Source organism: Komagataeibacter ossonobensis (assembly GCF_057359305.1).
Genome location: NZ_JBXAYQ010000030.1, coordinates 1 through 23782, shown reverse-complemented (window position 1 = coordinate 23782; position 23782 = coordinate 1). Strand labels below are relative to the sequence as shown.

General features: G+C 62.3%; 24 protein-coding genes and 1 tRNA gene. 14 read left to right on the top strand and 11 right to left on the bottom strand.

Features of this window, described 5'->3' with window-relative positions:
- Window positions 1-66: 66 nt before the first annotated feature.
- On the bottom strand, window positions 67-1431 hold the full coding sequence (locus AC1RQ9_RS14160) for an MATE family efflux transporter (RefSeq protein ID WP_485987463.1): 1365 nt from the start codon (window positions 1429-1431) through the stop codon (window positions 67-69).
- Between the two features lie 180 nt (window positions 1432-1611).
- On the opposite strand from AC1RQ9_RS14160, the gene AC1RQ9_RS14155 reads away from it, so the two are divergent.
- The 4 genes from AC1RQ9_RS14155 to AC1RQ9_RS14140 all read left to right on the top strand — a co-directional run bounded on the left by AC1RQ9_RS14155 (window position 1612) and on the right by AC1RQ9_RS14140 (window position 6199).
- Entirely contained in the window at window positions 1612-2799 is a 1188-nt protein-coding gene (locus AC1RQ9_RS14155; protein WP_485987462.1) for a restriction endonuclease subunit S, read from the top strand.
- A gap of 38 nt (window positions 2800-2837) precedes the next feature.
- Window positions 2838-3326 (top strand): GNAT family N-acetyltransferase, encoded by a 489-nt coding sequence (locus AC1RQ9_RS14150; RefSeq protein WP_485987461.1) that lies wholly within the window; start codon window positions 2838-2840, stop codon window positions 3324-3326.
- Between the two features lie 158 nt (window positions 3327-3484).
- Window positions 3485-4534, top strand: a complete 1050-nt coding sequence (locus AC1RQ9_RS14145) for an AI-2E family transporter (protein WP_193732021.1) — start codon at window positions 3485-3487, stop codon at window positions 4532-4534.
- Between the two features lie 9 nt (window positions 4535-4543).
- Window positions 4544-6199: an HsdM family class I SAM-dependent methyltransferase gene (locus tag AC1RQ9_RS14140; RefSeq protein ID WP_485987460.1), complete on the top strand. Its 1656-nt coding sequence runs from the start codon at window positions 4544-4546 to the stop codon at window positions 6197-6199.
- A gap of 159 nt (window positions 6200-6358) precedes the next feature.
- Here AC1RQ9_RS14140 and mtnK read toward each other — a convergent pair whose 3' ends face one another.
- The gene (mtnK, locus tag AC1RQ9_RS14135; RefSeq protein WP_485987459.1) at window positions 6359-7591 is read right to left on the bottom strand and encodes an S-methyl-5-thioribose kinase; all 1233 of its coding nucleotides are present in this window, start codon (window positions 7589-7591) and stop codon (window positions 6359-6361) included.
- Window positions 7592-7748: 157 nt separating this feature from the next.
- Here mtnK and bfr point away from each other — a divergent pair, with 157 nt between their 5' ends.
- Window positions 7749-8237, top strand: a complete 489-nt coding sequence (bfr, locus tag AC1RQ9_RS14130; RefSeq protein WP_193732018.1) for a bacterioferritin — start codon at window positions 7749-7751, stop codon at window positions 8235-8237.
- On the opposite strand, the gene AC1RQ9_RS14125 is transcribed toward bfr, so the two are convergent.
- Both AC1RQ9_RS14125 and AC1RQ9_RS14120 read right to left on the bottom strand, forming a co-directional pair.
- On the bottom strand, window positions 8206-8397 hold the full coding sequence (locus AC1RQ9_RS14125; RefSeq protein WP_485987458.1) for a hypothetical protein: 192 nt from the start codon (window positions 8395-8397) through the stop codon (window positions 8206-8208). The genes bfr and AC1RQ9_RS14125 overlap by 32 nt on opposite strands.
- 72 nt (window positions 8398-8469) lie before the next feature.
- Window positions 8470-9129 carry a hypothetical protein gene (locus AC1RQ9_RS14120; RefSeq protein ID WP_485987457.1) on the bottom strand — a complete coding sequence of 220 codons (660 nt, stop codon included), beginning with the start codon at window positions 9127-9129 and terminating at the stop codon, window positions 8470-8472.
- A gap of 147 nt (window positions 9130-9276) precedes the next feature.
- Between AC1RQ9_RS14120 and AC1RQ9_RS14115 the strand changes: the two genes are divergently transcribed.
- Window positions 9277-9726, top strand: coding sequence for a Fur family transcriptional regulator (locus AC1RQ9_RS14115; RefSeq protein ID WP_193732015.1), 450 nt, complete (start codon window positions 9277-9279; stop codon window positions 9724-9726).
- A 40-nt stretch (window positions 9727-9766) separates the two neighbouring features.
- On the opposite strand, the gene AC1RQ9_RS14110 is transcribed toward AC1RQ9_RS14115, so the two are convergent.
- Complete coding sequence (locus tag AC1RQ9_RS14110) at window positions 9767-10114, bottom strand: hypothetical protein (protein WP_485987456.1); 348 nt, start codon at window positions 10112-10114, stop codon at window positions 9767-9769.
- Between the two features lie 288 nt (window positions 10115-10402).
- On the opposite strand from AC1RQ9_RS14110, the gene pgm reads away from it, so the two are divergent.
- Entirely contained in the window at window positions 10403-12070 is a 1668-nt protein-coding gene (pgm, locus tag AC1RQ9_RS14105) for a phosphoglucomutase (alpha-D-glucose-1,6-bisphosphate-dependent) (protein ID WP_485987455.1), read from the top strand.
- Window positions 12071-12265: 195 nt separating this feature from the next.
- On the opposite strand, the gene AC1RQ9_RS14100 is transcribed toward pgm, so the two are convergent.
- Window positions 12266-12760 (bottom strand): YaiI/YqxD family protein, encoded by a 495-nt coding sequence (locus tag AC1RQ9_RS14100; protein ID WP_485987454.1) that lies wholly within the window; start codon window positions 12758-12760, stop codon window positions 12266-12268.
- Between the two features lie 264 nt (window positions 12761-13024).
- The gene (locus AC1RQ9_RS14095; RefSeq protein WP_485987453.1) at window positions 13025-14014 is read right to left on the bottom strand and encodes an AraC family transcriptional regulator; all 990 of its coding nucleotides are present in this window, start codon (window positions 14012-14014) and stop codon (window positions 13025-13027) included.
- Between the two features lie 110 nt (window positions 14015-14124).
- Between AC1RQ9_RS14095 and AC1RQ9_RS14090 the strand changes: the two genes are divergently transcribed.
- The 3 genes from AC1RQ9_RS14090 (at window position 14125) to AC1RQ9_RS14080 (ending at window position 16452) form a co-directional block, all read left to right on the top strand.
- Window positions 14125-15297, top strand: coding sequence for an alpha/beta hydrolase family protein (locus AC1RQ9_RS14090; RefSeq protein WP_485987452.1), 1173 nt, complete (start codon window positions 14125-14127; stop codon window positions 15295-15297).
- 514 nt (window positions 15298-15811) lie between these two features.
- A complete protein-coding gene (locus AC1RQ9_RS14085) occupies window positions 15812-15958 on the top strand; it encodes a hypothetical protein (protein ID WP_010511556.1) in 147 nt (48 codons plus the stop codon).
- Between the two features lie 143 nt (window positions 15959-16101).
- The gene (locus tag AC1RQ9_RS14080) at window positions 16102-16452 is read left to right on the top strand and encodes a zinc ribbon domain-containing protein YjdM (protein ID WP_485987477.1); all 351 of its coding nucleotides are present in this window, start codon (window positions 16102-16104) and stop codon (window positions 16450-16452) included.
- A gap of 179 nt (window positions 16453-16631) precedes the next feature.
- Here the strand turns inward: AC1RQ9_RS14080 and AC1RQ9_RS14075 are convergent, their stop codons facing one another.
- The 3 genes from AC1RQ9_RS14075 to ruvX all read right to left on the bottom strand — a co-directional run bounded on the left by AC1RQ9_RS14075 (window position 16632) and on the right by ruvX (window position 19970).
- A complete protein-coding gene (locus tag AC1RQ9_RS14075) occupies window positions 16632-18266 on the bottom strand; it encodes a dihydroxyacetone kinase subunit DhaK (RefSeq protein WP_485987450.1) in 1635 nt (544 codons plus the stop codon).
- Between the two features lie 131 nt (window positions 18267-18397).
- The gene (locus AC1RQ9_RS14070; protein WP_485987449.1) at window positions 18398-19327 is read right to left on the bottom strand and encodes an MIP/aquaporin family protein; all 930 of its coding nucleotides are present in this window, start codon (window positions 19325-19327) and stop codon (window positions 18398-18400) included.
- 166 nt (window positions 19328-19493) lie between these two features.
- Window positions 19494-19970 carry a Holliday junction resolvase RuvX gene (gene ruvX, locus AC1RQ9_RS14065; protein WP_193732008.1) on the bottom strand — a complete coding sequence of 159 codons (477 nt, stop codon included), beginning with the start codon at window positions 19968-19970 and terminating at the stop codon, window positions 19494-19496.
- A 75-nt stretch (window positions 19971-20045) separates the two neighbouring features.
- Between ruvX and gatC the strand changes: the two genes are divergently transcribed.
- The 4 genes from gatC to AC1RQ9_RS14045 all read left to right on the top strand — a co-directional run bounded on the left by gatC (window position 20046) and on the right by AC1RQ9_RS14045 (window position 23456).
- Complete coding sequence (gene gatC, locus AC1RQ9_RS14060) at window positions 20046-20333, top strand: Asp-tRNA(Asn)/Glu-tRNA(Gln) amidotransferase subunit GatC (RefSeq protein WP_010511548.1); 288 nt, start codon at window positions 20046-20048, stop codon at window positions 20331-20333.
- Window position 20334: 1 nt separating this feature from the next.
- Complete coding sequence (gene gatA / locus AC1RQ9_RS14055; RefSeq protein WP_485987448.1) at window positions 20335-21819, top strand: Asp-tRNA(Asn)/Glu-tRNA(Gln) amidotransferase subunit GatA; 1485 nt, start codon at window positions 20335-20337, stop codon at window positions 21817-21819.
- Entirely contained in the window at window positions 21816-23264 is a 1449-nt protein-coding gene (gene gatB / locus AC1RQ9_RS14050; protein WP_485987446.1) for an Asp-tRNA(Asn)/Glu-tRNA(Gln) amidotransferase subunit GatB, read from the top strand. The genes gatA and gatB overlap by 4 nt, the downstream gene beginning before the upstream one ends.
- 99 nt (window positions 23265-23363) lie before the next feature.
- Window positions 23364-23456, top strand: a tRNA-Ser gene (locus AC1RQ9_RS14045).
- Window positions 23457-23526: 70 nt separating this feature from the next.
- On the opposite strand, the gene AC1RQ9_RS14040 is transcribed toward AC1RQ9_RS14045, so the two are convergent.
- Window positions 23527-23782, bottom strand: a 256-nt coding sequence (locus AC1RQ9_RS14040) for a tyrosine-type recombinase/integrase (RefSeq protein WP_485987444.1), incomplete at its 5' end; no start/stop codon positions are given.

The following is a 23782-nucleotide window of genomic DNA, read 5'->3' as shown; positions in this document are numbered from 1 at the left end:
GCCCCCTTCCCCCAAAAAGGCGGCATTTTCTGAAGCTTTTTAAAACAAGCTTCTCCAAAAACTTCTTTATGATCTGCACAATGTTTGCGGACGCATGCGCCACACGATGCGCGCCGCCAGCAGCACAAACACCGATACCAGTCCGATCCCGTTGCCGCACCACAGTCCCGACGGCCCCATGCCATGGTGGAAGGCAAGGTAGACCCCACCGGGAAACCCGATGCCCCAGTAACCGATAACCGCCAGAATCATGGGGATCGCGGTATCGCCCTGCCCGCGCAGGATGCCGGTGACAATCACCTGCGCCGCATCGGGGATCTGGAACGCCGCACCGACCAGCAGCAGGCCCAGTGCCAGACTGACTGCATGGGCATTTTCCGGCAGGGTAACATCCAGGTACAGGCTGATGATGGCATGCCGCCCCAGCGCCAGTACCAATGCCATGACGCATGCGACGGCCATACCCAGCACCATGCCCGCCCATGCCGTGCGTCGTACCATCACGGGGTCCGCCCGCCCGGTCCAGTATCCCACGCGGATATTGCAGGCCTGTCCCAGCGCCATGTAGACCACAAAGCACTGCACCCCCATGCCCAGCATGATCTGGAACGCCGCCAGCGCGCTGTTGCCCATCCGCGCGGCCTCAAGACTGTTGGCCTGGAACAGCGTGACCTCCGCCATGGCGGCCGCCATCATGGGCAGCCCGGTGCGCAGCAGCGCAAGGGTATGGCCCCATTCATGCCCGCGCGGGCGCAGCGCCGCGCGCAGTTCGGGCCTGCGCACCACAAAGGCCAGCATGATGAACGGCATGCACCACAATGTCATGACCGTGGCGGTGGCTGATCCATACAGGCCCAGCGCGGGCAGGCCGAACCACCCATGGATAAGTGTTGCGTTCAGTACCCCGTTGACCACCGTGATGCAGGGCATGACACGCATCAGGATCCCCTGCGCCCCCATGACCGGCAGCGCCGTGGTCAGGATCCCCTGCCCCAGCAGCGCGGGCGGCACGGCCCACATCAGCATATGCACGAAATGGATGACGGGCGCGCGCAGGCTTTCGGGTTCGTGCATCCACGCCAGCAGACGGTCCACATGCCACAGGCAGAACAGTTCGGGCACGCACAGCGCCAGCGCCACGGCCAGCATGGAGGTCATGATGGTGCCCAGACTGGCATGATCCTGTCGCCCGTGGGCCTGTGCCAGCAGAATGCCGCCGGCTTCGATCACGGCGGCAAGGATGGCGTTGAGCGTAAAGAACGTACCGGTCGCCAGTCCACCGATCGCCAGCGCCGATGCCCCCAGCCCGCCCAGAAGCACGTCATCGGTCGCCCCCATCAGCATCTGGACAAACTGCGACAGGCCCATCGGCCCCGCAATGGCAAGGATGGAGCGGAATTCCGCCCCGAAGGCTTGTGTTGGACGCGTCATGTAACCTGCTGTCAGCCATGGTCGGGCATGGCCATGTCTGCCGTATGGTAACAGGGGGCTTTTATATCATTCCGCTACAGGCCGCCAGCATGTGTCGGCCATGATTGACACGTCGTGCTTTTCCCGCCACCCGTACCGCATGCAGTGCGGCTGGTGGCATGGAATGGCTGATTTCAGGGGATGCTGGTCGTGATGGCGCCATGCTGGCCCATGGTTCCGCTTGGGGCGCTGGTGGACTGCCTTGATGCGCGGCGCGTGCCGCTCAACCGCGCGCAGCGCGCCAACCGGCCGGGGGGCATCCCCTATCATGGGGCCAGTGGCGTTGCAGGATATGTGGACCAGGGGCTGTTTGATGGCCCGATGGTCCTGCTGGGCGAGGATAGCGCCCCCTTTTTCGATCCCCTGCGCGATGTCGCATTTTTCCATGATGGCCTGTTATGGGCAGGCAATCATGTGCATGTATTGCGGCCACGCAGGGGTGTGGATGGCCGTTTTCTGGCGCATGCGCTCAATACCGTGTCGTTTGGCGCGTATGTGGAGGGCACGACCCGTCCCAAGCTGACCCGCGCGCGCATGAACAGCCTGCCCGTGCCCTGCCCGCCCCTGTCCCGCCAGCGCATGATTGCCCGGACGCTGGACCATCACATGGACCGTATTGACCGGCAGTTGCGTGCGTTGGATGCACAGGCGACGGTGGCAGATGAATACGTGCGCGCGGCCATCCATCACGCGGTCCTGCCACGGGGTGGTCCATGGCCCGGGCCGGTACCGAGCCATGGGGTGATACGGCCCGTGGGCAGCGTGTTTGACATTGTTGGCGGTGGCACGCCCGATACGGGCAACGCAGCCCATTGGGGGGATGATGTGACGTGGCTGACCCCCGCCGACCTGCCCGCCGGGCCGCCTGCATGGGTGGGCGGTGGCGCGCGCGGCCTGTCCACCACGGGACTTGCGGCGTGCCGGGCCACGCGCGTGGAAGCGGGCGCGCTGGTCATCTCCACCCGTGCGCCAGTGGGGCGTGTTGGCATGACGACGGCGGCCGTCGCCGTAAGCCAGGGGTGCAAGGCGCTTGTGCCGCGCGGGCGGGATGTGGACCTGCGCCATGCCGCCCTGCTGCTGCGCGTGGCGACTGCGGAGTTGCGGCGGCGCGCGGGGGGCAGCGTGTTTCCCGAAGTGGACACCGTGACCCTTGCCTCCCTTGACCTGTGCCTGCCGCCGTTGCACCAGCAGCGTGCGGTGGCGGCAAAGGTGTGGGACATGCTGGACCGACAGGCACGGCAGGCCGATGCCCGTGACCGGATGCGTGCCGTGCTGCGTGAATATCGCCCGGCCCTGCGGCGGGCCTGCGTCAATGGACATGGACCGTAAATGCGCTTGGTCGCGCAGCGGCGACGGGAAGGAACGGAATGAATACAACAGATGAATGCAGCGCCCGTATGCCGGGATCATCCGGCACGGATGTGGACATCACCATCCTGCCCCACCCCACCCGGGCGGATGAAGACGCGGTGCTGGCCATCCTGCGTGATTTTACGCGTGGTGTGGTGGGCTATATCGACAACCATGACCTTGTCATCGTGATCCGTGACCGGGCGGCGGGCACGATCTGCGGTGGGCTGGTAGCGCAGTCACGCTGGGGAGAACTGCATATCGACATGCTGGCCGTGGCCCCCCACCTGCGCGGGCGTGGCATGGGGCGCAGGCTGGTGGAAATGGCCGAACGGGCGGCACGCCAGCGTGGCTGCACCCATATGTGGCTTGATACCTATGCGTTCCAGGCGCGTGTCTTTTATGAAAAGCAGGGGTTTGAGGTTTTCGGGCAGCTTGACGGGCCGCCGCCTTTCTTCCCACGTTATTTCATGCGCAGGTTGCTGCCGGACCTGAATGGACGCTGAAATATTCAGCGGTTGTTAAGGCCGCCGCACTAGCGTGTGGTATCCACCATGAAGATGTTACAGGACGGGAAAACACGCGGCCACGCGTCAGGCGGGTCGTGTTACACTGCCTGACATTTACACCGCATAATCTGAACAGCAGGAATAGATCATACCACATGGATGAAAACCGGAGCCGGACCCAGTATATCGGGACTTTCATATTTGTATGCGCGGTCCTGCTGTTTTCCGCGTGGATCGAACAGTCGTTTCTGTTCGCCTTTGTCTGGGGCGGTATCCTGAGCATCACGACCTATCCGCTGTATCACCGGCTGGTCGGGCGCGGCATGGGCAACCGGGTTGCAGCAGGGCTGATCGCGGCGGGGATTTTCGCGCTGCTGGCGGTCCCCATGATCGCCATGGCGGTAAGGGCGGGCATGGAACTGCCCTCGCTTATGGCATGGGGACGCGGGGCGCTGCATGATGGCATTCCCGTCTCGCCACAGGTGGAGGAAATCCCGCGCATCGGGCCGCGCCTGTCAGCCCTGTGGCAGCGTTACCTGTCCGATCCGGATGAACTGCGGCACTGGACCGGCGTCGCCTCGCGCATGTTCGCCACCGGCGACGGGCGTGAACTGCCGCACCGGCTGATGGAAATGACGGAAACCTTCGTCATCGCCACGCTGTCGGTCTATTTCTACCTGGCCGCATCGCACGCGCTGGTGACCGATATCCGCGCCGTAGGCCGCCGTTTCCTGGGTGAGCGGACGGGTGGGGTCATGCGCAACACCGTAGGTGCCGTGCGCGGCACGGTCGCGGGGCTGGTGCTGGTGGGCCTGGGCCAGGGCGTGCTGGTGGGGGTTGGCTATTTCATCGCGGGTACGCCCCACCCGGCATTGCTGACGCTGCTGACGGCGGTGGTCAGCATCATTCCCTTCTGCGGGCCGATCCTGCTCTGCGCCACCACGCTCATGACCTTTGCCGCCAATGGTGTGACGCAGGCGATCATCGTGGCGGCTCTGGGCACCATCGCCTACGGCGCGGGGGACCATTTTGTCCGCCCCAAGCTGATCAGTGGCAGCACCAGCATCCCGTTCCTTGCGGTACTGACGGCCATTCTGGGGGGCTTGCATATGTTCGGCCTGCTGGGACTGTTCATGGGGCCGACGGTCATTGCGGTCGCCCTGTCGCTGTGGCGCGCGGCGGCGGCGGAAGAACAGGCGCGTTAAGGCCGGACGGTGGTTGACGCCCCTGCCCGCCCGCTGCTGTCGGCTGCCGCTATCTGGCGTGTGGCCGACCTGTTGCGCGGCGGCATGGAGCCGGCGGAATACGGGCCGGCCATACTGGCGTTTACCATGCTGCGGCGTCTGGAACTGTCACGCGCCCGTCCCGCATGCTGGCTGGATGCGCTAGCAGGTGCGCCCGACCCGGTGGACCGTCTTGATCGCCTGATTGCGCGCCTGCCCGCCAGCGTACGAGATATCCTTTCCCATCTGGAGGTCATGCCCCTCGCCCGGCGTCTGGCACGTAGCGACCGGTTGAGGGCGATGGCGGCGCATTTCGCGGCCCTTGACCTGTCACCTGCCCAATATGGCAGCGAGGCGATGGCCCGCCTGTTCGAGGAACTGGTCCACCACTTTGCCACCAGTCAGCGTACGGGTGCGCATTTTACCCCGCCGGAGGTCACGGACCTTATGGTGGACCTTGTATTCGCCCCTGATGGCCCCGGGGTGCACCATACCCTGTATGACCCGGCGGCAGGCACGGGCGCGCTGCTTGGCCGGGCTGCGGACCGCCTGCTGGCGCGCGGGGTGACGGTGGACCTGTTCGGTCAGGAAATCGGTTCGCGTGCCTGTGCCCTATGTCGTGCGGACATGCTGCTGCGCGGGCATGCGCCCGGGCATATCGCCAGTGGCGACACGTTGGCCCATGACGGGCATGCGGGCCGCCGCTTTGCCCGCATGCTGTCCAATCCGCCCTTCGGGCTGGACTGGCGGCCTATCCGCGACGCAATACAGGCTGAACATGCCACAGGTGACGCCGGGCGTTTTGCCCCCGGCCTGCCCCGCGTATCGGACGGGTCCATGCTGTTCATGCTGCATCTGGTCGCCCATATGCGTGGCAGGCGTGCCGGTGGCGCGCGTGTTGGCGTGGTGACGCATGGGGCGGCGCTGTCCGGCGGTGGGGCGGAATCCGGTGAATCCGCCATCAGGCGTTATCTTGTGGACCAGGGCCTGATTGACACGATCATTGCCCTGCCCACGGATATGTTCGTCAATACCGGTATCGCGACCTATGTATGGATACTGGATAACAACAGGCCGGCGGCACGGCGGGACAGGATCCGTCTGGTTGACGCGACCGGCCTGTGGCGGCGTGCAAACTCCGGCAGTGGTGAAAAGCGGCGGGAAATGACACAGGCCCATATCGCCGCCGTGGTACAGGCCTGCATGGCCGATACGGCAACGGATATCATCAAGTGCGATGGGCTGGAGGGTGCAACAGCATCATGGCAGGTACTGGCACACGATGCCCCGGCGCCGGATGGCGCGACAGATATGCGCCGCATTGCGTTTTCACGCATCCTGCCGGGGCGGGAATTCCTGTACCGCAGCCTGACGGTGACACGCCCCGCCCGTGATGGCGCACCCGCGCGCACGACGTTCCACGTAGGGATGGAGCATGACCCGCAGGCATGGTTCAGCCAGATGATCCAGCCGTATGACCCCGAAGCCCGGCTGGATATGGGGCGCACCGGCATTGGCTGCGCCATTTCCTTTTCGCGGTATTTCAGCCATGAGGACCCTCCCCGCCCGCTGGCGGAGATCGAGGCAGATCTGCGCCAGTCCATGGCGCGGCTTGTGGCCCTTATGCCTGATGGAAATCCACAATAGGTATTCTGAAAATGAACTGTTGATAAATAAAAGTTTTTCGGCGCCGCCTTTTTAAAAAAGGCGGCGTTTTTTGAAGCTTTTTGCAAAAAGCTTCAAAAAAAAACCTTATCACCGGATCATTCATCCGCGCCATGTCCTGGCCATGCCGGGGCGCTGGGGTTACAGGCCTGCCTCCCCCTGTTCATCAAGGAAGTACAGGAAATCATTGATCGTGTGGAATTCCTGCAGGTGATCCAGCACATGATAGGCGAAGGCCAGCGCCCCTGCCCGGCAGGCCGCGCGTTGCTGCCGGTCGGCTATGATGTCGAAATCCGCCGTGTGGGCATAGCCGATGATGCGGCGGATGATCTCTATCGCCGCGAAACCGATGGTATCGCCCAGGATTTCATCCATGAATGCCTGTTGCGCCACGTGGGCAGCCGGCCCGTAGGCCAGCGGGCGTAGCGTGCCCGGTGGCGGGGCCTCGTTCGCGTTCCACAATCCCATGAACTGTTCATGGAAGCTGCTCCAGAAGGCGCCGATATCACGCAGTGTGGCCTTGCGCGCCGCCCGGTCAGGCATTGCGAAATAATGCAGCACCAGGTTGCCCACGAACATGCCGCAGTCAAACCCGATGGGGCCATATACCGCGAATTCGCCGTCAATCACGCGGGTATCGTCCGCCGTGCTCATGATCGAACCGGTATGCAGGTCACCATGCAGCAGCGCCTGCGGCTGCGACAGGAAACGCCGGCGCAGGTTTTCAACCGCCAGCAGTGTCGCAGCACTGGAACGGATATCCAGCACGATGGGGGTCAGGACGGGGTCGCGCCAGTGATTGCGCGGGTGGTCGCGGTACGGGTCGTCCAGCACCAGATCCAGCGTGATGCGGGTCAGGGCCAGATTGGCGGCAAAGGTGCGCCGCGTGGTGAACACCTCCTCGAACGGGCGGGCCAGCAGTGACGTGCCAAACGCGGCATGGGCGATGAAGGTACCGATGCGGGGCGCCACCCCGGGCCAGTCCACCCCCTGCATGAGCGCCGTGCGCAGCACGGTATGACCCGACAGGCTTTCAACAATCAGGACATACAGGTCCCGGTCAAAAAACAGGCATTCCGTCGTAAGCCCGCCCACCAGCGGTAGCACCGCGCGCAGCCATGCGGCTTCGAAAAACGTGCGGTCCAGTGGCATTTTCCATGACGGGTCCACGCGCACATGCGGCAGGGACTGCTTGAGGCAGACTTCCCCTGCCGGGCCACCTACAAGGAAGACGTTGTTGAGGTTGCCGTCACTGACCTCACGCACCTGCCATTGCGCGGATGCGCCGCCAAGACGTGTCGCCACGTCCGGCAGGCCCGCGATCAGGTCACGTATGCCGTTTGCGTCCAGCGTGTGGTAGGGGGTCTGGGTCATGCGGCTCTCCTCATGCCATGCGCCGCGTGCTGCGGGGGTTACGGGCGTGGCAGGGTCGCGCGCAGCTGGCGGTTATGCAACGCTTTTTTATAATTGCGCACAGGCAGGCACCGCAGTAACCCGGATGGATAAACATTGACAGGAGAGGAACGCGCACATGCCCGTCAAGGATCCGAAGGTTATCGAACACCTGAACACGCAGCTGACGAACGAGCTGACGGCCATCAACCAGTATTACCTGCACGCCCGCACGCTGCGCCACTGGGGTGTGACCCTGCTGGGCAAGAAGGAATACGAAGAATCAATCGAGGAGATGAAGCACGCCGACTGGCTGATCGAGCGCATCCTGTATCTGGGCGGGCTGCCCAACGTGCAGCGCTACAACCAGATCCTGGTGGGACAGGATGTGGAGGAAATCCTCAGATGCGACCTGAAGCTTGAGGAAAAGGCCATTGGCGACCTGCGCGAGGGCATCGCGTATTGCGAAAGCGTGCGCGACTTCGTCTCCCGCGATCTGCTGCTCAGGATCCTGGTCAACGAGGAAGAGCATGAAGACTTCCTCGACCGTCAGTTCGACCTGATCCGTCAGGTGGGGATCCAGCAGTATATCAAGCTCAACTCGGCTCCCGCCCCCGATCAGGACTGACCATTTCCCGACTGGCGCATAACGGCTCCGCCAGCCCGTGGGGGCAGGCGGATGGCGTTGGCGCCATCCCTTCCTGCCATGCAAGGATGTCGAGCAGTTCAAGAAACGCGTTTTCCATGAACATGCAGGCATGGCGCATGGACAGCCGGTGTGATGGCATGGTGGATCATCCTGTCATCATGCGGCGATGCGCGACCGTCCGGGCCGCGCACGCTCCCCCCCTGGATATTGCCTACAGGCCGCCTGTCTGCATGGCGGCGGCGCTGGGCCACATGACGTGGGCCGTGCCCATGTCGGCGCTGTGCCAGCGCATGGCCGCAAGGCAGCCCGCGCCCACGGGCTGCACGGCCGCGGCAGTGGGCATGGCGGCAGGGGCCACGGTGGTGTTGTGTGCCGTCGTCCCCTCGGCTGCCTGCGGCGCGGGCCAGCGCAGGCTGCGCACGGGTGGGCTGCCGCCCCCACCGTGATGGCCCCGGCGTGGCAGCCAGTAACCCGCACCCGCCATGCAGGCCCCCAGCTGGGTTATGGCGGCGGCAAAGGGGGACAGGACATGATGATGGGTGAAAACGGGCCGCAGCGTGCGGCGTACTTCGGCCTCACGCCCTTCCTGCGCGGCGGCGGCGGCGATGAGGAAACGGTTTTCCGTGCCCGTCAGGTGCGTCGCACTGCAGATCGCCACATCCACCGTGCCGTTCTGATAGGCGCGCAGCCGCCCCAGCGCCATGCGGAAGGCATCGGCCACGGCGGCGAAATCAGTCCGGAAGCACGGCAGGGCCAGGCCGGGCATATGGCCGCTCCCCTCGCCCGCGCCGCTAAGACGGCGCACGCACCAGACCAGCAGGCGTTCGCTGCACGAAAGATCATTCATGAAAACTGTCGTGTTGGTCATCATCTGCTCGGGCCTTGGCAAAGCCCGCTCCCTGTTATGTCGGTGAGACCGTGATAATGAGAAAGATTATCATTTGCAATTAAAATCGACGTGCATAACGCCTTATCCCTACTGGACCGCGGCGGTCTGTCTGGATTACGTTACAGAACGATGAAAGAGCCGAATTCCCCCGATTCCCCCTTGGCGGATCTGTGCCGTCAGCGTGGCCTGAAACTGACAGGCCAACGTCGGACGATTGCCTTCGTTCTATCAGATAGTGATGACCATCCGGATGTGGAGGAACTGTACCGCCGCGCGGTGGAGGTGGACCCGCGCATTTCAATCGCGACGGTGTACCGCACCGTGCGTCTGTTTGAAGAAAACGGCATCCTGCAGCGCCGTGACTTTGGCGGCGGCCGTGCACGGTATGAAGTCGCGGATGGCGACCATGGCGATCATTATCACCTGATCGACGCCGATACCGGCAAGGTCATCGAATTCGAAAATACCGAACTGGATTCCCTGCTTGAAGGAATCGTGCGCCAGATGGGCTACGATCTCGTCACGACCCGCCTGTCCGTTGTCGGTCGCACGAAGGCGAAGACGCGCAGCCGCGGCTGATTTCTTTTTTTATCCTGCCCGATCCCCTATCGCGCGGGTGTCAGGGCGCCGGTTTGGGAGCCATCCATTTCGGGTGGCGGCGTTCGATCCATTCCAGCATGCGCGCCGTCAGCCTGCGCAGCGGGGGTACGTCCTCGCCCAGCAAAATAAGACCCAGCGGCAGCATCCATAGCCCCAGTACCGGCAGGAAGCTCAGTAACCCGCCCAGGATCAGCGCGCTGCCCAGGATGGCCCGTAGCCATGCCCGCCCCGGCTGCAAAAGCCAGCGCATGGCCTGTTCCCCCCGCGTGGGCAGGCGGCGCAGCAGCCGTTCCAGCCGCTGCCGACGCAACTGTTCAGGGTCCATTTCTTCGGGCGCGGGGCCGTTGGGCGGAAATACGCTGTTCATGAGCATATGATGGGGTTCACTTCCCTGTCCCGCAACCCATGCGCGGGAACGTGATGGATGGACAGGGAAACGAAAAAGGCCCGGATTTTGATATAGTTCAATGTCGGCTGCACAATTCACGCGCCAGTGTCCGGGCATGATGCATGCCCTTTTCCGTGCCCTACGTCGTCATCCGGCTGTCCTGTTCCCTATCCGTTGGGGCGGTTTGCGGGTGGACGCTGCCTGTATCGGTCTGTAAGGGAATTTGTAGAATATGCGTTTTTTCATATCGTATTTCGGGAGCAGTCAATGCCCAGCATAAGCCCATTTGCCGGCAAGCCGGTCGATCCGGACCGTCTTGTCAATATCGATGCCCTGCTTGACGCCTATTATACCCGCAAGCCTGATCCCGGCATTGCCACGCAGCGCGTGGCGTTTGGCACGTCGGGGCATCGTGGTTCCTCGCTGACCACCAGCTTCAATGAAAACCACATCCTGTCGATCAGCCAGGCGATTTCCGATTACCGCAAGGGCGCGGGCATCACCGGGCCGCTGTTCATTGGCATTGACACCCATGCGCTGTCCCGGCCAGCGCTGAAATCCGCGCTGGAAGTGTTCGCGGCCAATGGTGTGGAAGTCCGCATTGACGCGCAGGACGGCTACACCCCCACGCCGGTCATCTCGCACGCGATCCTGACCTATAACCGCGACCGCAGCACGGACCTTGCCGATGGCGTGGTCATCACCCCGTCGCATAACCCGCCGGAAGATGGTGGCTACAAGTACAATCCCCCCCATGGCGGCCCGGCGGATACCGATATCACCAAGGTGGTGGAAAATGCGGCCAACGACTACATGGCCAAGAAGATGGAAGGCGTCAGGCGCGTTAGCCTTGAGGACGCGCTGAAGGCGCCCACCACAAAACGCCATGATTACATCACGCCGTATGTGGATGACCTGGCCGCCGTGGTGGATATGGACGTGATTCGGGAATCCGGCGTGTCCATCGGCATTGATCCGCTGGGTGGGGCAGCAGTGGATTACTGGCAGCCGATCATCGACAAATACGGCATCAACGCCACGATCGTCAGCAAGGAAGTGGACCCGACCTTCCGCTTCATGACCGCTGACTGGGACGGGCAGATCCGCATGGACTGTTCTTCCCCCTACGCCATGGCGCGTCTTGTCGCGATGAAGGACAAATTCGACATTGCCTTCGCCAATGATACCGATGCCGACCGCCATGGCATCGTGTCGGGCAAGTACGGGCTTATGAACCCCAACCACTATCTTGCAGTGGCGATTGAATACCTGTTCAACAACCGTGAAAACTGGAACGCCAGCGCGGGCGTGGGCAAGACGGTGGTCAGCAGCAGCATGATCGACCGCGTGGCCAAGGAAATCGGCCGTAAGCTGGTGGAGGTACCGGTCGGGTTCAAGTGGTTTGTCGATGGGCTGTATAACGGCACGCTGGGCTTTGGCGGGGAAGAAAGCGCGGGCGCGTCCTTCCTGCGTCGTGCCGGCACGGTGTGGAGCACGGACAAGGACGGCATCATCCTTGGCCTGCTGGCCGCCGAAATCACGGCCCGCACCAAGCGTACCCCCGGTGCGGCGTATGAGGACATGACCAGGCGCCTTGGCACGCCGTATTACGCGCGTATCGACGCCCCGGCCGACCCGGAACAGAAGGCCATCCTGAAAAACCTCTCGCCCGAGCAGATCGGCATGACCGAACTGGCGGGTGAGCCGATCCTCAGCACCCTGACCAACGCACCCGGCAACGGGGCGGCCATTGGCGGGCTGAAGGTTACGGCAAAGGATGGCTGGTTTGCCGCCCGTCCCTCCGGCACGGAAAACGTCTATAAGATCTACGCCGAAAGCTTCAAGAGTGCTGCGCACCTCAAGGCCATCCAGACCGAGGCACAGGATGCGATTTCCGCCCTGTTCGCCAAGGCTGCCAAGAAAAAGGCTGGCTGATCTGTAATATGATCCCCATGTCCCATCATTGGGACATGGCTGGTGCCGTCTGCCCGTCATGGGCAGACGGCATTTTTTTTGGAATTATTGCTGAAAAATCAGGAGAAAGTTTTTGGCGAAGCTTTTTTCAAAAAGCTTCAGGGAACGCCGCCTTTTTGAAAAAAGGCAGCACCCAAAAACTTTTGTTTTTATTGATTATGCTGAAGGGGGAACAACTGGCGGCGTCCGCCCATGGCCCACAGCCTGCCTGCGTGCCCTGACCACCGCCGTGTCCAGCGCGGACAGGAACGTGGAACGGTCGGCCCGGGTAAAACCACGACTGCCCTGCATGATTGCGCCGGTATCGCGCAGGTCCGTCATCAGGTTGCGCATGGCCAGCGCCATGCCAATCGCGTCCTGATCCAGTATTCGCCCGCGCGGTTCCAGCACGCAGGCCCCGTTCGCAACACAGCGCGCGGCCAGTGGAATATCGGCGGAAATGACAATGTCATGGGCTGCCGCATGTTCGGCAATCCAGTCATCCGCCACATCCATGCCCTGTGTCACCACCACCCGTTCAATCAGGGGCGTGTCAGGCACCGCGATCATGCGGTTTGATACCACATAGGTCTGCAACCCGTAGCGCAGCGCCACGCGATAGGTCTCGTCCCGCACGGGACAGGCATCTGCATCAATGAAAATCCGGGTCAACGCATTTGCCCTCCACATGGGGGAGTGGGCAAGCGGCCACCGGGGTCAGGCACGTATAACAACATGCCTACTGTACTAGGCCCGCCTGCCATCTGTTGGCAAGGCGATAGCAGGCCAATCAAAGCAGGCCACAGATCATATGGACAATAATAACGGTTTGATAAAATTTTTTGGGTGCCGCCTTTTTTCAAAAAGGCGGCGTTCTTCCGAAGCTGTTTGAAAAAGCTTCACCAAAAACTTCTTTATGATTTTTTGAATCAGCCTTTATCCCGTGAGGGCAGACTTTGCCCATCGACGCAGTGCATGGGCGAATACCGACTGTTCGGCATAACCCAGCAGGAACGAGATTTCGTTTTTCGTATGCTGTCCCGTCCGCAGCAGGCGTTCGGCCTCGTGCCGCCTGACGCGGTCCAGAATATCGCGGAAACTGTTTTTGTCGTCTGCCAGCCTGCGTTGCAGCGTGCGGGGCGATATGCCCAGATCCCCCGCCACATCGCCAATTGATACCTGTCCCGATGGCAGGCGCGTGCGCAGGCTTTCGGCTACCCGGGCCGACGGGTCGGATTGCGCGGGCACTTCGGCCAGCATGCGGCGGGTCAGTTCTTCCAGGAAAAAACGCGCAGGCCGGGTCTCAAGGTGCTGGCGGCGTTCCAGTGCCGCACGGTCGAATACCAGCCGGTAGCTTTTCTGTCCGAAACGGATCGGGCAGCCAAGGATGCGTTCGGCCATCTGCCATGGCCCCGGTTGGGGTGGCGGACAAGCCACGTCCATGCGGCGGGGTGTGATATCCAGTCCCAGCATCGTGCGCGGCAGCCGCGCCAGCAGGGTCAGTGCCCATAACTGTCCTGCAGCCATTACCCCTGACGCGATGCGCTGGTCCGCGCGCAGCAGGGTATAATGGATTTCGATGCGCCCTGCCTGCCTTATGGCCCGGATATCAATATCGGGATGCAGCAGGCGGCTGTAACGCCCGATCACCCGGTAGGCATCCAGCAGGCTGTCGCAATGGCTGACCAGTTCACCCAGCACGCCAAAATCATGCGCCCCTGCATTCAGCGCCAGCGTGATTCCCAACCCGTGATCCGCGCCGTGCCGGGCCAGCAGTTCATTCCATATGGCCGCACGCATGCGTGTTACCCGGGTCGGGTCATCCGGCGCGGTTCCGGCCCGCGCCATGATGCACCGGACTTCGCCCATGTTCAGGTACCCGGCCTGAAGTGCGGCTGCCAGTACCGCCTCGACTGTCGTGACCATCTCTGTCCCCGTTATGGCATGAAATATCAAGTAACTGGCGCAATATATCAAATATGCGCCCGGGCGCGCGGTATCATGTCCCGGTCCCTGACCTGTAACCGAGGTATCCGATGTCGCAACCCGTCGCCCCCCTGCCCGATCACGGGCTGTCGCGTTTTTTCCGTAACCAGACCTTCCATTTCCAGACCCTGCGCACGCTGAACCACATCGCGGCGGGTGGCGCCGACCTGAATGAAGTGCTGATGGCGATCAGCCAGATTGCGGATGGCGACAGCAATGGCTGGTACGCGCAGTTTTCCGCCCTTGCCACCCGAACCGAGGACCGTATCCCCCATTGCGCTGATCCGTTAAGCTGCGGACATGCATGGCTGCGCGCCCATAATTACTGGCGCACGGCGGAATTCCTGCTCTCCCCCCACGATCCACGCCGCCAGACGGCATGGGCGCGACAGGTGGCGGCCTTTGACAATGGCATGCGCCTTTCGGCCATTGCGTATGAACGCTTTACCGTTCCGTATGAAAACGGGCAGTTACGCGGCATTGTCTATCCCGGCCCGGCAGGATGGCAGGCGCGGCCGCTGATCGTGCTGGGGGGCGGATATGATTCCACACTGGAGGAACTGTATTTCGTTCTGGTCAAGGCGGCACATGACCGGGGTTACGGCGTCCTGACCTACGAAGGACCGGGACAGGGCACGGTCCTGCGCGAATACGGCCTGCCCTTCACACCGCAATGGGAAAAGCCTACGGCAGCGGTGCTGGATCATTTTCAGGCCACATGGTTTACGCCCCGCCGCACGGTGCTGGTGGGCATGAGCATGGGTGGCTACCTTGCCCCGCGTGTCGCGGCGTTTGATGGTCGGATTGATGGCGTGGTGGCCTATGATGTGTTTTTCGACATGGGCAGTGTTGCGCAGCGTTATGCCGCTGCCGCACAGGATCCGGACGCCATGAAAAACCCCGATATCGCATGGGCGCTTGATAACGCGTTGTGGACGCTGGGTGTCAGCACGCAGGAACAGGTGCTGGAGGCGCTGAAATCCTATACGCTGGCGGGTGTCGCGGAAAAGATCACGGCGGATGTGCTGACGCTGGTAGGTGAACGGGACCATTTCATTCCGGCTTCGCAGGCCGATGATTTCGCCCGTGCCTGCACCCGTGCGCGATCGGTGGAAACGGTCATGTTCGATGTCCAGTCCGGTGGCGCGGAACATTGCCAGCTTGGCGCACCGACCCTGTGGCATGCTGCGCTCTTTGACTGGATGGTGCGTAAATTCGGCTGACCTGCCGCCGAGTTCTGGAAATTGCCTTTCCATATGGATCTTCTTGCTGGCCAGTAGATGCATGCGAACGGGGTAGCGGGGGCAGGTTGACCGGCCAGCCCCCGAATATCCGTGCACAGACGAAATGTAATTGTGAAGCATGCAATGTGCGTTTTTGCTTCCGATTTGGGGGCGAATACGTCACTATCTTTCCGTAAGCCAGAAGAGGAGGCTGTCATGCGTTACCTCATCGATCATGCGCGCGAGGGCTTTGGCGTCGCGTTGCTGCTTGGCATGCTGGCTGTCGAACGTTTTTTCCGAAAGCAGGCTGTCCGTTAGGGACAGCCCTGAAATGCGGGTTACACCGGATGGAATATCCTTCCTTCCAGTACCGCCATCGCTGCTGCATGCGCATGCATGAAATGACAGGTGTCGCGCTGTTTGCCCGACGTTGTCCTGTTTTCTCACGCAACCGTGGCGCGGTACGGCGGTTATCCCCCCTTGAAGGCCAGAATAGCTGGAGAGGAGAAAACCAATGCGAAACCTTGCGCGGATGATGATGGCGGTGGCTGTTCTTGGCTGTCTTGCCGGGTGTGACAAGCCAAAGCCTGCCGGTGGCGGGTCGGATGATGGCGGCGGCCCCGGTGTCAGCACCCATGGCGGCACCGCACCACAGCAGTAAACACCACAATCCGGGCTTGCGCCGGGTTACCCACCCGCGCGGTCTGGCTGCTGATCGGGCGTGAAAGCGTGTAGCTGCATGATCCATGTCCTTCCCGCATCCGGGTCCGTGCTGTATGAGCGCGATCCCAGATAGTGAGGATGATGATGGAAGCTGACATGACATGCCCCCAGTGCGGGTGCGAACACGTCTATCCCGATGGCAGCCTGTGGAACTGCCCCGAATGTGGATATGAATGGAACCCGCAGGATGCTGCCCCCGCGACGGAAGGCGTGGCGGAAATACGCGACGCCAACGGCAATGTGCTGGCTGATGGCGACAGCGTGACCGTTATCAAGGACCTGAAGATCAAGGGCGCGTCTTCGGTCATCAAGGGCGGGACAAAGGTCCGTGGCATCCGGCTGGTCGATGCGACGGATGGGCACAACATCGCCTGCAAGATCAGCGGTGTGGGTGCGATCAACCTGAAATCTGAATTCGTGAAAAAAGCCTGAATGACCTTTAAAAGTTTATGGTGAAGCTTTTTTTAAAGATTCAGGCAATGCCGCCTTTTTTCAAAAAAAGGCGGCATACAAAAACTTTCATTATTTATTTCAGTTTTTATTTGAAAAATATTTCCTGATTACTTTGGAAGGGGCAGGAAAAACGATCACCTGCCTCCTACCCTATCCGTTCAACCGGCCGCCAGTCCTTCCAGCAGGCGGGCCACCGCTTCAGCCCCCGGGTCGGGCACGTCGCGCACCTGCGCGCTTGGCACATAGGCGGCGCGCCCGGCGCGCGCACTTTCCATCGTGGTGGTGGACTCAGCACCCTGCCGTGCCGCCAGCGCCACATCCGGCAGGCTACCGCCGGTCGCCAGCACTTCCAGCGCGGGATACAGCGCGTCGATCATGGTGCGGTCGCCCGGTTTTGCGCCACCGCATTCCATCATGTGTTCCAGCCCGTCACGCAATGCCTGCCGCCAGGGTTCGGGGCTGCGTCCGGCTGCCGAAAACATGATGGCGAACAGCACGCCGCTCGACCCGCCCGCATGCTGGGTCAGGATGTTGCTTATGGTGGTCATCAGGTGATGCGGGTCATCCAGTGGCAGGCGGTCGAGCGCCGCCGTGATTTCACGCGCGGCCCCTGCGAAGGTGGAGCCGGCATCCCCGTCCCCGATCCGGCCATCCAGTTCATTCAGTGCCGCTTCGTTGGCGATCAGGATATCCGCCCCGCGTTCGAGCACGTGCCGCAGCGCGGGATTGGGTGTGGCGGGATACGGGAAAGCATCGGGCATATGGGGCATGGGCGCTATGGCAGGGCTGCCCAGCGGGGCGATTCCGGGCCAGGCACGCGGCTGTGCCGGGGCCTGCAGCGCCGCGGTGATGGCTTCATCCAGTTCGATCAGCGTGAACGAAAAACCGTTCATGTCCAGCGCGGTCATAAGCGGTGCCGGACCAATGACGTGCGATACCCGGCGGGCCAGCGGCGTGTGGCTGAAGGCTTCCAGCAGCAGCGCCATCTCCACTTCCGGCACCGTGCCAAGGTTGTTCAGCACCAGCGCGAAACGGGTGTTGCGGACTGTTGTGGGCAGGCTGGCTTCCAGCGTGTCAGCGGCAATGCGCACAAGGTCGCGGGCACTGGCCATGGCAATGCGCTGGGCCCCCGGTTCGCCATGAATGCCCAGGCCCAGTTCAACCTGATCGGCGGCAAGGCGGCTGGCGCGACCGGGTTCATACGGATTGCAGTCCTCCAGCGCCAGACCGATGGTACGCATACGTTTTGCGCCGTCGCGTACGAATTGCGCAATCCGTGACAGTGGCCAGCCCTGTGTCGCGCCATACCCCGCCAGCTTGTGCGCCAGCACCGTTCCCGCCACACCGCGCGGTGTGGTGGAATCCGGCAGGGCGATGTCATCGCCCACAATCACCATTTCCACCTGCCTGCCCAATGCGCGCGCGCGTTCGGCCGCAAGCCCGAAGTTCAGCCGGTCGCCGGTATAGTTCTTGACCACCAGCAGGCAGCCTGCCTTCCCCGTGGTGGTCAGGATGGCGGCCACGATCGCGTCAACACAGGGTGAGGCAAACAGCGCGCCACACACCGCCGCCGTCAGCATGCCACGCCCGACAAAACCGGCATGGGCGGGTTCATGCCCCGACCCACCACCGGAAATGACCGAAACCTGCGCGCGATCCGGTTCGCGCTGCATGATGACACAGGTATCGGGGTAACCGTCCAGCCGACACAGATGGCTGCCCGCGGCCGAACGCAGGAACCCGTCCAGGGCCTCGGTTACAATGGTGTCGCGCGTGTTGAAAAAACGCTTCATTATTATGTTCTCTCCCTCGACGGGCCATGTCGGGCATGGCCGGGTGGCGACTATGGCCGTTAATGCCATCCAAGCAAAACAACAGAATATGTCATTCGTGGGTTGCGCCAGATGCGGGCCACCCGCAGCAATCAGGCCGGGCCTGCGCCGGGGGGAACGTGGTCGGGGTCGTCGGGGTGGTTGAGCTTGCGGTGCGGGTCATCCAGTCCCGGCACGCGGCCATGATGGCCGAAATTGACCAGTCGCGCCTCCAGCAGGTGCAGCTTGCCCAGCAGGTTCATGCGGATGGCCATGACCGCAAGCGACGCCCCCGCGAACGGCCCCACAACATAGATCCACAGCCCCGTCCATTGCCCCGCAAACAGTGCAGGTGCCAGCGTGCGCGCGAAATTGACGCTGTTGCCCGACAGCCATGCCGTGATCGGGTTCATGATCAGGAAAAACAGCCCGCCCGACCAGGGGGTGATGAACTTCCATTTCGGATGGGCCGCCAGCCAGTACAGCATGGCGATCAGGGCGGCGGTCACGAACATTTCCGACCACATCGCCCACCAGATCGAAATCTGCCCGTATGGTACCGTTGCCCCGTACCGCACGGCCACCGCCATGTTGCCCCACCATGCAATCAGCCGGCCTGATTCATAAACCACGGCCGTGCCAAGGAAGGCGCCGATGACCTGCGCGATCATGTAGTTCAGCGCGTCCACGCCCCCGATCCGCCTGGCCAGTGAAAATGCAAGGGTCACGGACGGGTTGATGTGCGCCCCGCTGACCTTGCCAAACGGTGTCATGGCCGCAGCCGTGCCCGACAGGCCAAAGCACAGCCCGCACAGCGCGGTCTGGATGTAGGGATGGTGCATGAGCGGTGGTGAAAACGGGCTGCCGGGCGCCGTCAGCAGGATGACCGCGCTCAGGCCGAGGATCATGAGGATGGCGGTGGCAATCGCCTCGCAGAAATACAGCTTCCAGTGGAAGGGATTGTGCGGGTGCGGGTCGCCTGCCAGCGGGCGGTCATGCACATGGATATGCAGATAGGGCAGATGTAGATGCGGCAGGCGCATGGCCGGTATCCTTGTTTATGCAACATGGTCCGGCGGAAAAAGGCATTGGGGGGAAGGATTGCCTCCCGGTGCGCGCCGGTGGTCGGGGGCAACCATAGCAGCCCCCGCACCGGGCGGGTCCGGTTTTGGCACAATCCAGTCATGCCATCACGAATTCGAAATCCGCCTATGCCTGTTCCTGTGGGATCGAGGCATCAAGGGCCGCCTGCAATATGTAGGCCGCCGCCATCTGGTCCACCACTTCGCCGCGTCGCTGGCGGGTCATGTCGGCTTCCGAAATCAGGAAGCGGTTCACGGCGGACGACGAAAGCCGTTCATCCCACATCGCAGCAGGTAGCCCGGTCATGTCCGACAGGTTGAGTGTCCAGTCCCGTGCCGCCTGCGCCGCCGGGCCAAAGCTGCCATCAAGCGACAGCGGCAGGCCAACTACCAGCCCGCCCACATCCTGCACGCGTGCGATCTTGCTGATTTCAGCGGCCACAACTGACAGTTTTGCACGCTTCAGCCCCATGTGGGGGGACGCCAGCATAAGCCCGACATCCGACAGGGCGACGCCAATCGTCTTTTTCCCGGGGTCAAGGCCAAGCAGGCGCTGGCCGGGGCGCAGGGCTGCACGCAGATCGCATATGTTGAACAGGGGCATGGTCGGGGGTATGTTCCTTCTTGGTCCTGCGCCGCAGGATATTCTTCCCCTGTTATGATGGAAAGTTATTGCTTCATGTCGCTTGATCCCGCGACCGTCCGCCGCATTGCCAGACTGGCACGGATTGGTATTGACGAGTCTGATCTTCCTGCCCTGCAAGGGGAGCTTAACGGGATCCTCGGCTGGGTCGAGCAGCTGAACGAGGTCGATGTCGAAGGGGTCACCCCCATGGTCGGCACGGGCCACGCCGCCCTGCGCACCCGTGACGATGTGGTGACCGACGGCAACTGCCGCGACGCCGTGCTGTCCAACGCGCCCGATGCCGTTGGCCCCTTCTATACCGTGCCCAAGGTTGTTGAATAAGATGAGCCTGACCGAACTGACGATTGCCGATGCGGCAGCAGGGCTGCGCGCGCGCAAATTCAGCGCCGTGGAACTGGTGCGCGCGCATACGGATGCCATCGCCGCGCTGAACCCGCGCCTGAATGCCTACATCACCACCACGTCGGACGCGGCGCTGCAGGCCGCAGCCCATGCGGATGAGGCGCTGACGAAAGATGAGGCAAAGCCCCTGACCGGGATCCCGCTGGGGATCAAGGACCTGTTCTGCACCAATGGCGTGCGGACCACGGCGGCCAGCAACATCCTGAAAAACTTCATCCCCCCGTATGAAAGCACGGTGACGGCCAACCTGCTGCGTGATGGCGCGGTGTTTGTCGGCAAGACCAATCTTGACGAATTCGCCATGGGGTCGGCCAACATCACCTCCGCTTTCGGCCCGGTGGAAAACCCGTGGAAGCGCAATGGTGATGACGCGGCCCTCGTGCCCGGTGGTTCGTCGGGCGGGTCCGCCGCCGCCGTGGCGGCAGGGCTTGCCATGGGGGCAACCGGCACCGACACCGGCGGGTCCATCCGCCAGCCCGCCGCCTATTGCGGCATTGTCGGGCTGAAGCCGACTTATGGCCGGTGCAGCCGGTTTGGCACCATTGCCTATGCCTCCTCGCTGGATCAGGCCGGGCCCATGGCACGCAGCGTGCGCGACTGCGCGATCATGCTGCAGTCCATGGCAGGTTTCGACCCGCGTGACAGCACCAGCGTGAACTGTGACGTCCCGGATTATGCCGCAGCCGTCGGTCGCAGCCTGAAGGGGCTGAAAGTGGGCATCCCCGCCGAATACCGTGCCGAGGGCCTTTCCGCCGAGATCGAGGCGGCATGGCAGCAGGGTATTGAATGGCTGAAGGCCGCAGGGTGCGAGATTGTCGATGTCTCCCTGCCCCACACCAGATACGGGCTTGCCACCTATTATATTGTTGCCCCTGCCGAATGTTCGTCCAACCTGGCCCGTTATGATGGCCTGCGCTTTGGCGAACGGGTTCCGGGTGACACGCTGGACGCCATGTACGAAGCCACCCGCCGCGCAGGTTTTGGCCCCGAAGTGCGTCGCCGTATCATGATGGGGACGTATGTGCTTTCGGCAGGGTATTACGATGCCTATTACCTGAAGGCGCAGAAGGTCCGCAGCCTGATCCGCCGCGACTTTACCGAAAGTTTCCAGAAGGTTGACGTATTGCTGACCCCCACTGCGCCAACGCCTGCGTTCGCGCAGGGGGAAAAGACGGATGATCCGGTCCAGATGTACCTGAATGATATTTTCACCGTGCCGGCGTCCATGGCTGGCATGCCCGCCATGTCCGTGCCCGTGGGGCTTGGGGCTACCGGCCTGCCGCTTGGCCTGCAGTTGATCGGCCGCCCGTTTGATGAAGAAACGCTGCTGGCCGCAGGCAGCGCGCTGGAAAGTGCCGCGGGCTTCACCCACCGGCCTGCCATCCGTGCGGAGGGCGCGAAATGAGCTACACACTCGAAGGTAAGACCGGCACGTGGGAAATCGTGGTGGGTCTGGAAGTCCACGCGCAGGTGATTAGCCATTCCAAGCTGTTTTCCGGTGCCTCTGCCTCCTATGGTGGTGAACCCAACACCCATGTCAGCCTGGTTGATGCGGGTTTTCCCGGCATGCTGCCGGTCCTGAACCATGAATGCGTGGCGCAGGCCATCCGCACCGGGCTGGGGCTTCGTGCGCGGATCAATCTGGAAAGCCGGTTTGATCGCAAGAATTATTTCTATGCCGACCTGCCGACCGGCTACCAGATCAGCCAGTTCACCCACCCCATCGTGGGCGAAGGCACGGTCGAGATCGAACTGGGCGACGGCACGGTACGCCATATCGGCATCACGCGCCTGCATATGGAACAGGATGCGGGCAAGTCCATGCATGACCAGGACCCGACGCGGTCCTTCATCGACCTGAACCGTGCCGGTGTCGCCCTGATGGAAATCGTGAGCGAACCCGACATCCGCAGCCCGGAGGAAGCTGGCGCCTACCTGCGCAAGCTGCGCCAGATCCTGCGCTATCTTGGCACATGCGATGGCAACATGGAGGAAGGGTCCATGCGTGCCGATGTGAACGTGTCGGTGCGCAAGGCGGGTGAGCCGTTCCGCACGCGTTGCGAGATCAAGAACGTCAACTCCATCCGCTACGTCATGCACGCGATCGAGGTCGAGGCCACGCGCCAGATCGAGGTATGGGAGGACGGTGGCGAGGTCGATCAGGAAACCCGCCTGTTCGATCCTTCGCGCAATGAAACCCGTTCCCTGCGCAGCAAGGAAGACGCGCACGATTACCGCTACTTCCCCGATCCCGACCTGCTGCCATTGGTTGTGGAACAGGCATGGGTGGACGAACTGGAACGTGCCCTGCCCGAACTGCCCGATGACAAGCGTGACCGCTTCGTCAAGCAGTATGGCATCCCCCGCTACGACGCCAGCGTGCTGGTGGCCGAACAGGCCATTGCCGATTATTACGAGGAAGTGGCAAAAGGCCGTGACGCCCGCCTTGCCGCCAACTGGGTGACGGGCGACCTGTTCGGCGCGTTGAACCGAACGGGCCGCAGCATTCAGGACAGCCCGATCTCGGCGCAGGCGCTGGGTGGCATGCTGGACCTGATGGCCGACAAGACAATCAATGGCAAGATTGCCAAGGAAGTCTTTGAGGACATGCTGGAAACCGGCGACAGCGCGGCTGACATCGTGGAACGCAAGGGCCTGAAGCAGGTAACCGACACCGGCGCGATCGACGCCGCCGTGGCCGATGTGCTGGCGCGCAATGCGGACAAGGTGGAAGAATACCGGGGCGGCAAGGATCGCCTGTTCGGATTTTTCGTGGGCCAGGTGATGAAAGCCATGGCGGGCAAGGCCAATCCGGCCATTGTGAATGAGGCCCTGAAAAAAGTTCTGTAAAAACGGGCTTTAGCGCATTTTTGGGCTTTGCAGGGGTGCGGCAACACGCTAAAAGCAGCCCTGCAAACGCCGTGTTACTTATAATGCGCGCTCTTCGGCGGAGGGGTGGCCGAGTGGCTGAAGGCGGCGGTTTGCTAAACCGTTATACGGTGTTAAGCCGTATCGAGAGTTCGAATCTCTTCCCCTCCGCCAATCTTCTTGAAAATAAACAAGAAATCACCAAGCGCCCTTCGGGGCGCTTTGGTCGTTTCTGGACGGTTTTTCAGGCCGGTGTGGTAGAAATTGTGGTAGGTGCTGCAAAAATCTGCTCCGCCTGGAACTGGACCCGCTCCTGTTCCTCCACGGTCAGGAAGCCCAGATAGTTCTGTTCGGTCACCTTCACGGAACTGTGTCCAAGGTGCCGCGACAGGCGATAGATATTCCCTCCTGCTTTCAGCCAGCGCACGGCAAAGGCATGTCGCAGGCCATGCACCCCGAAGCGCCGGAACAGCGGATTGTCCCGCAGGATGCGCCGCAGG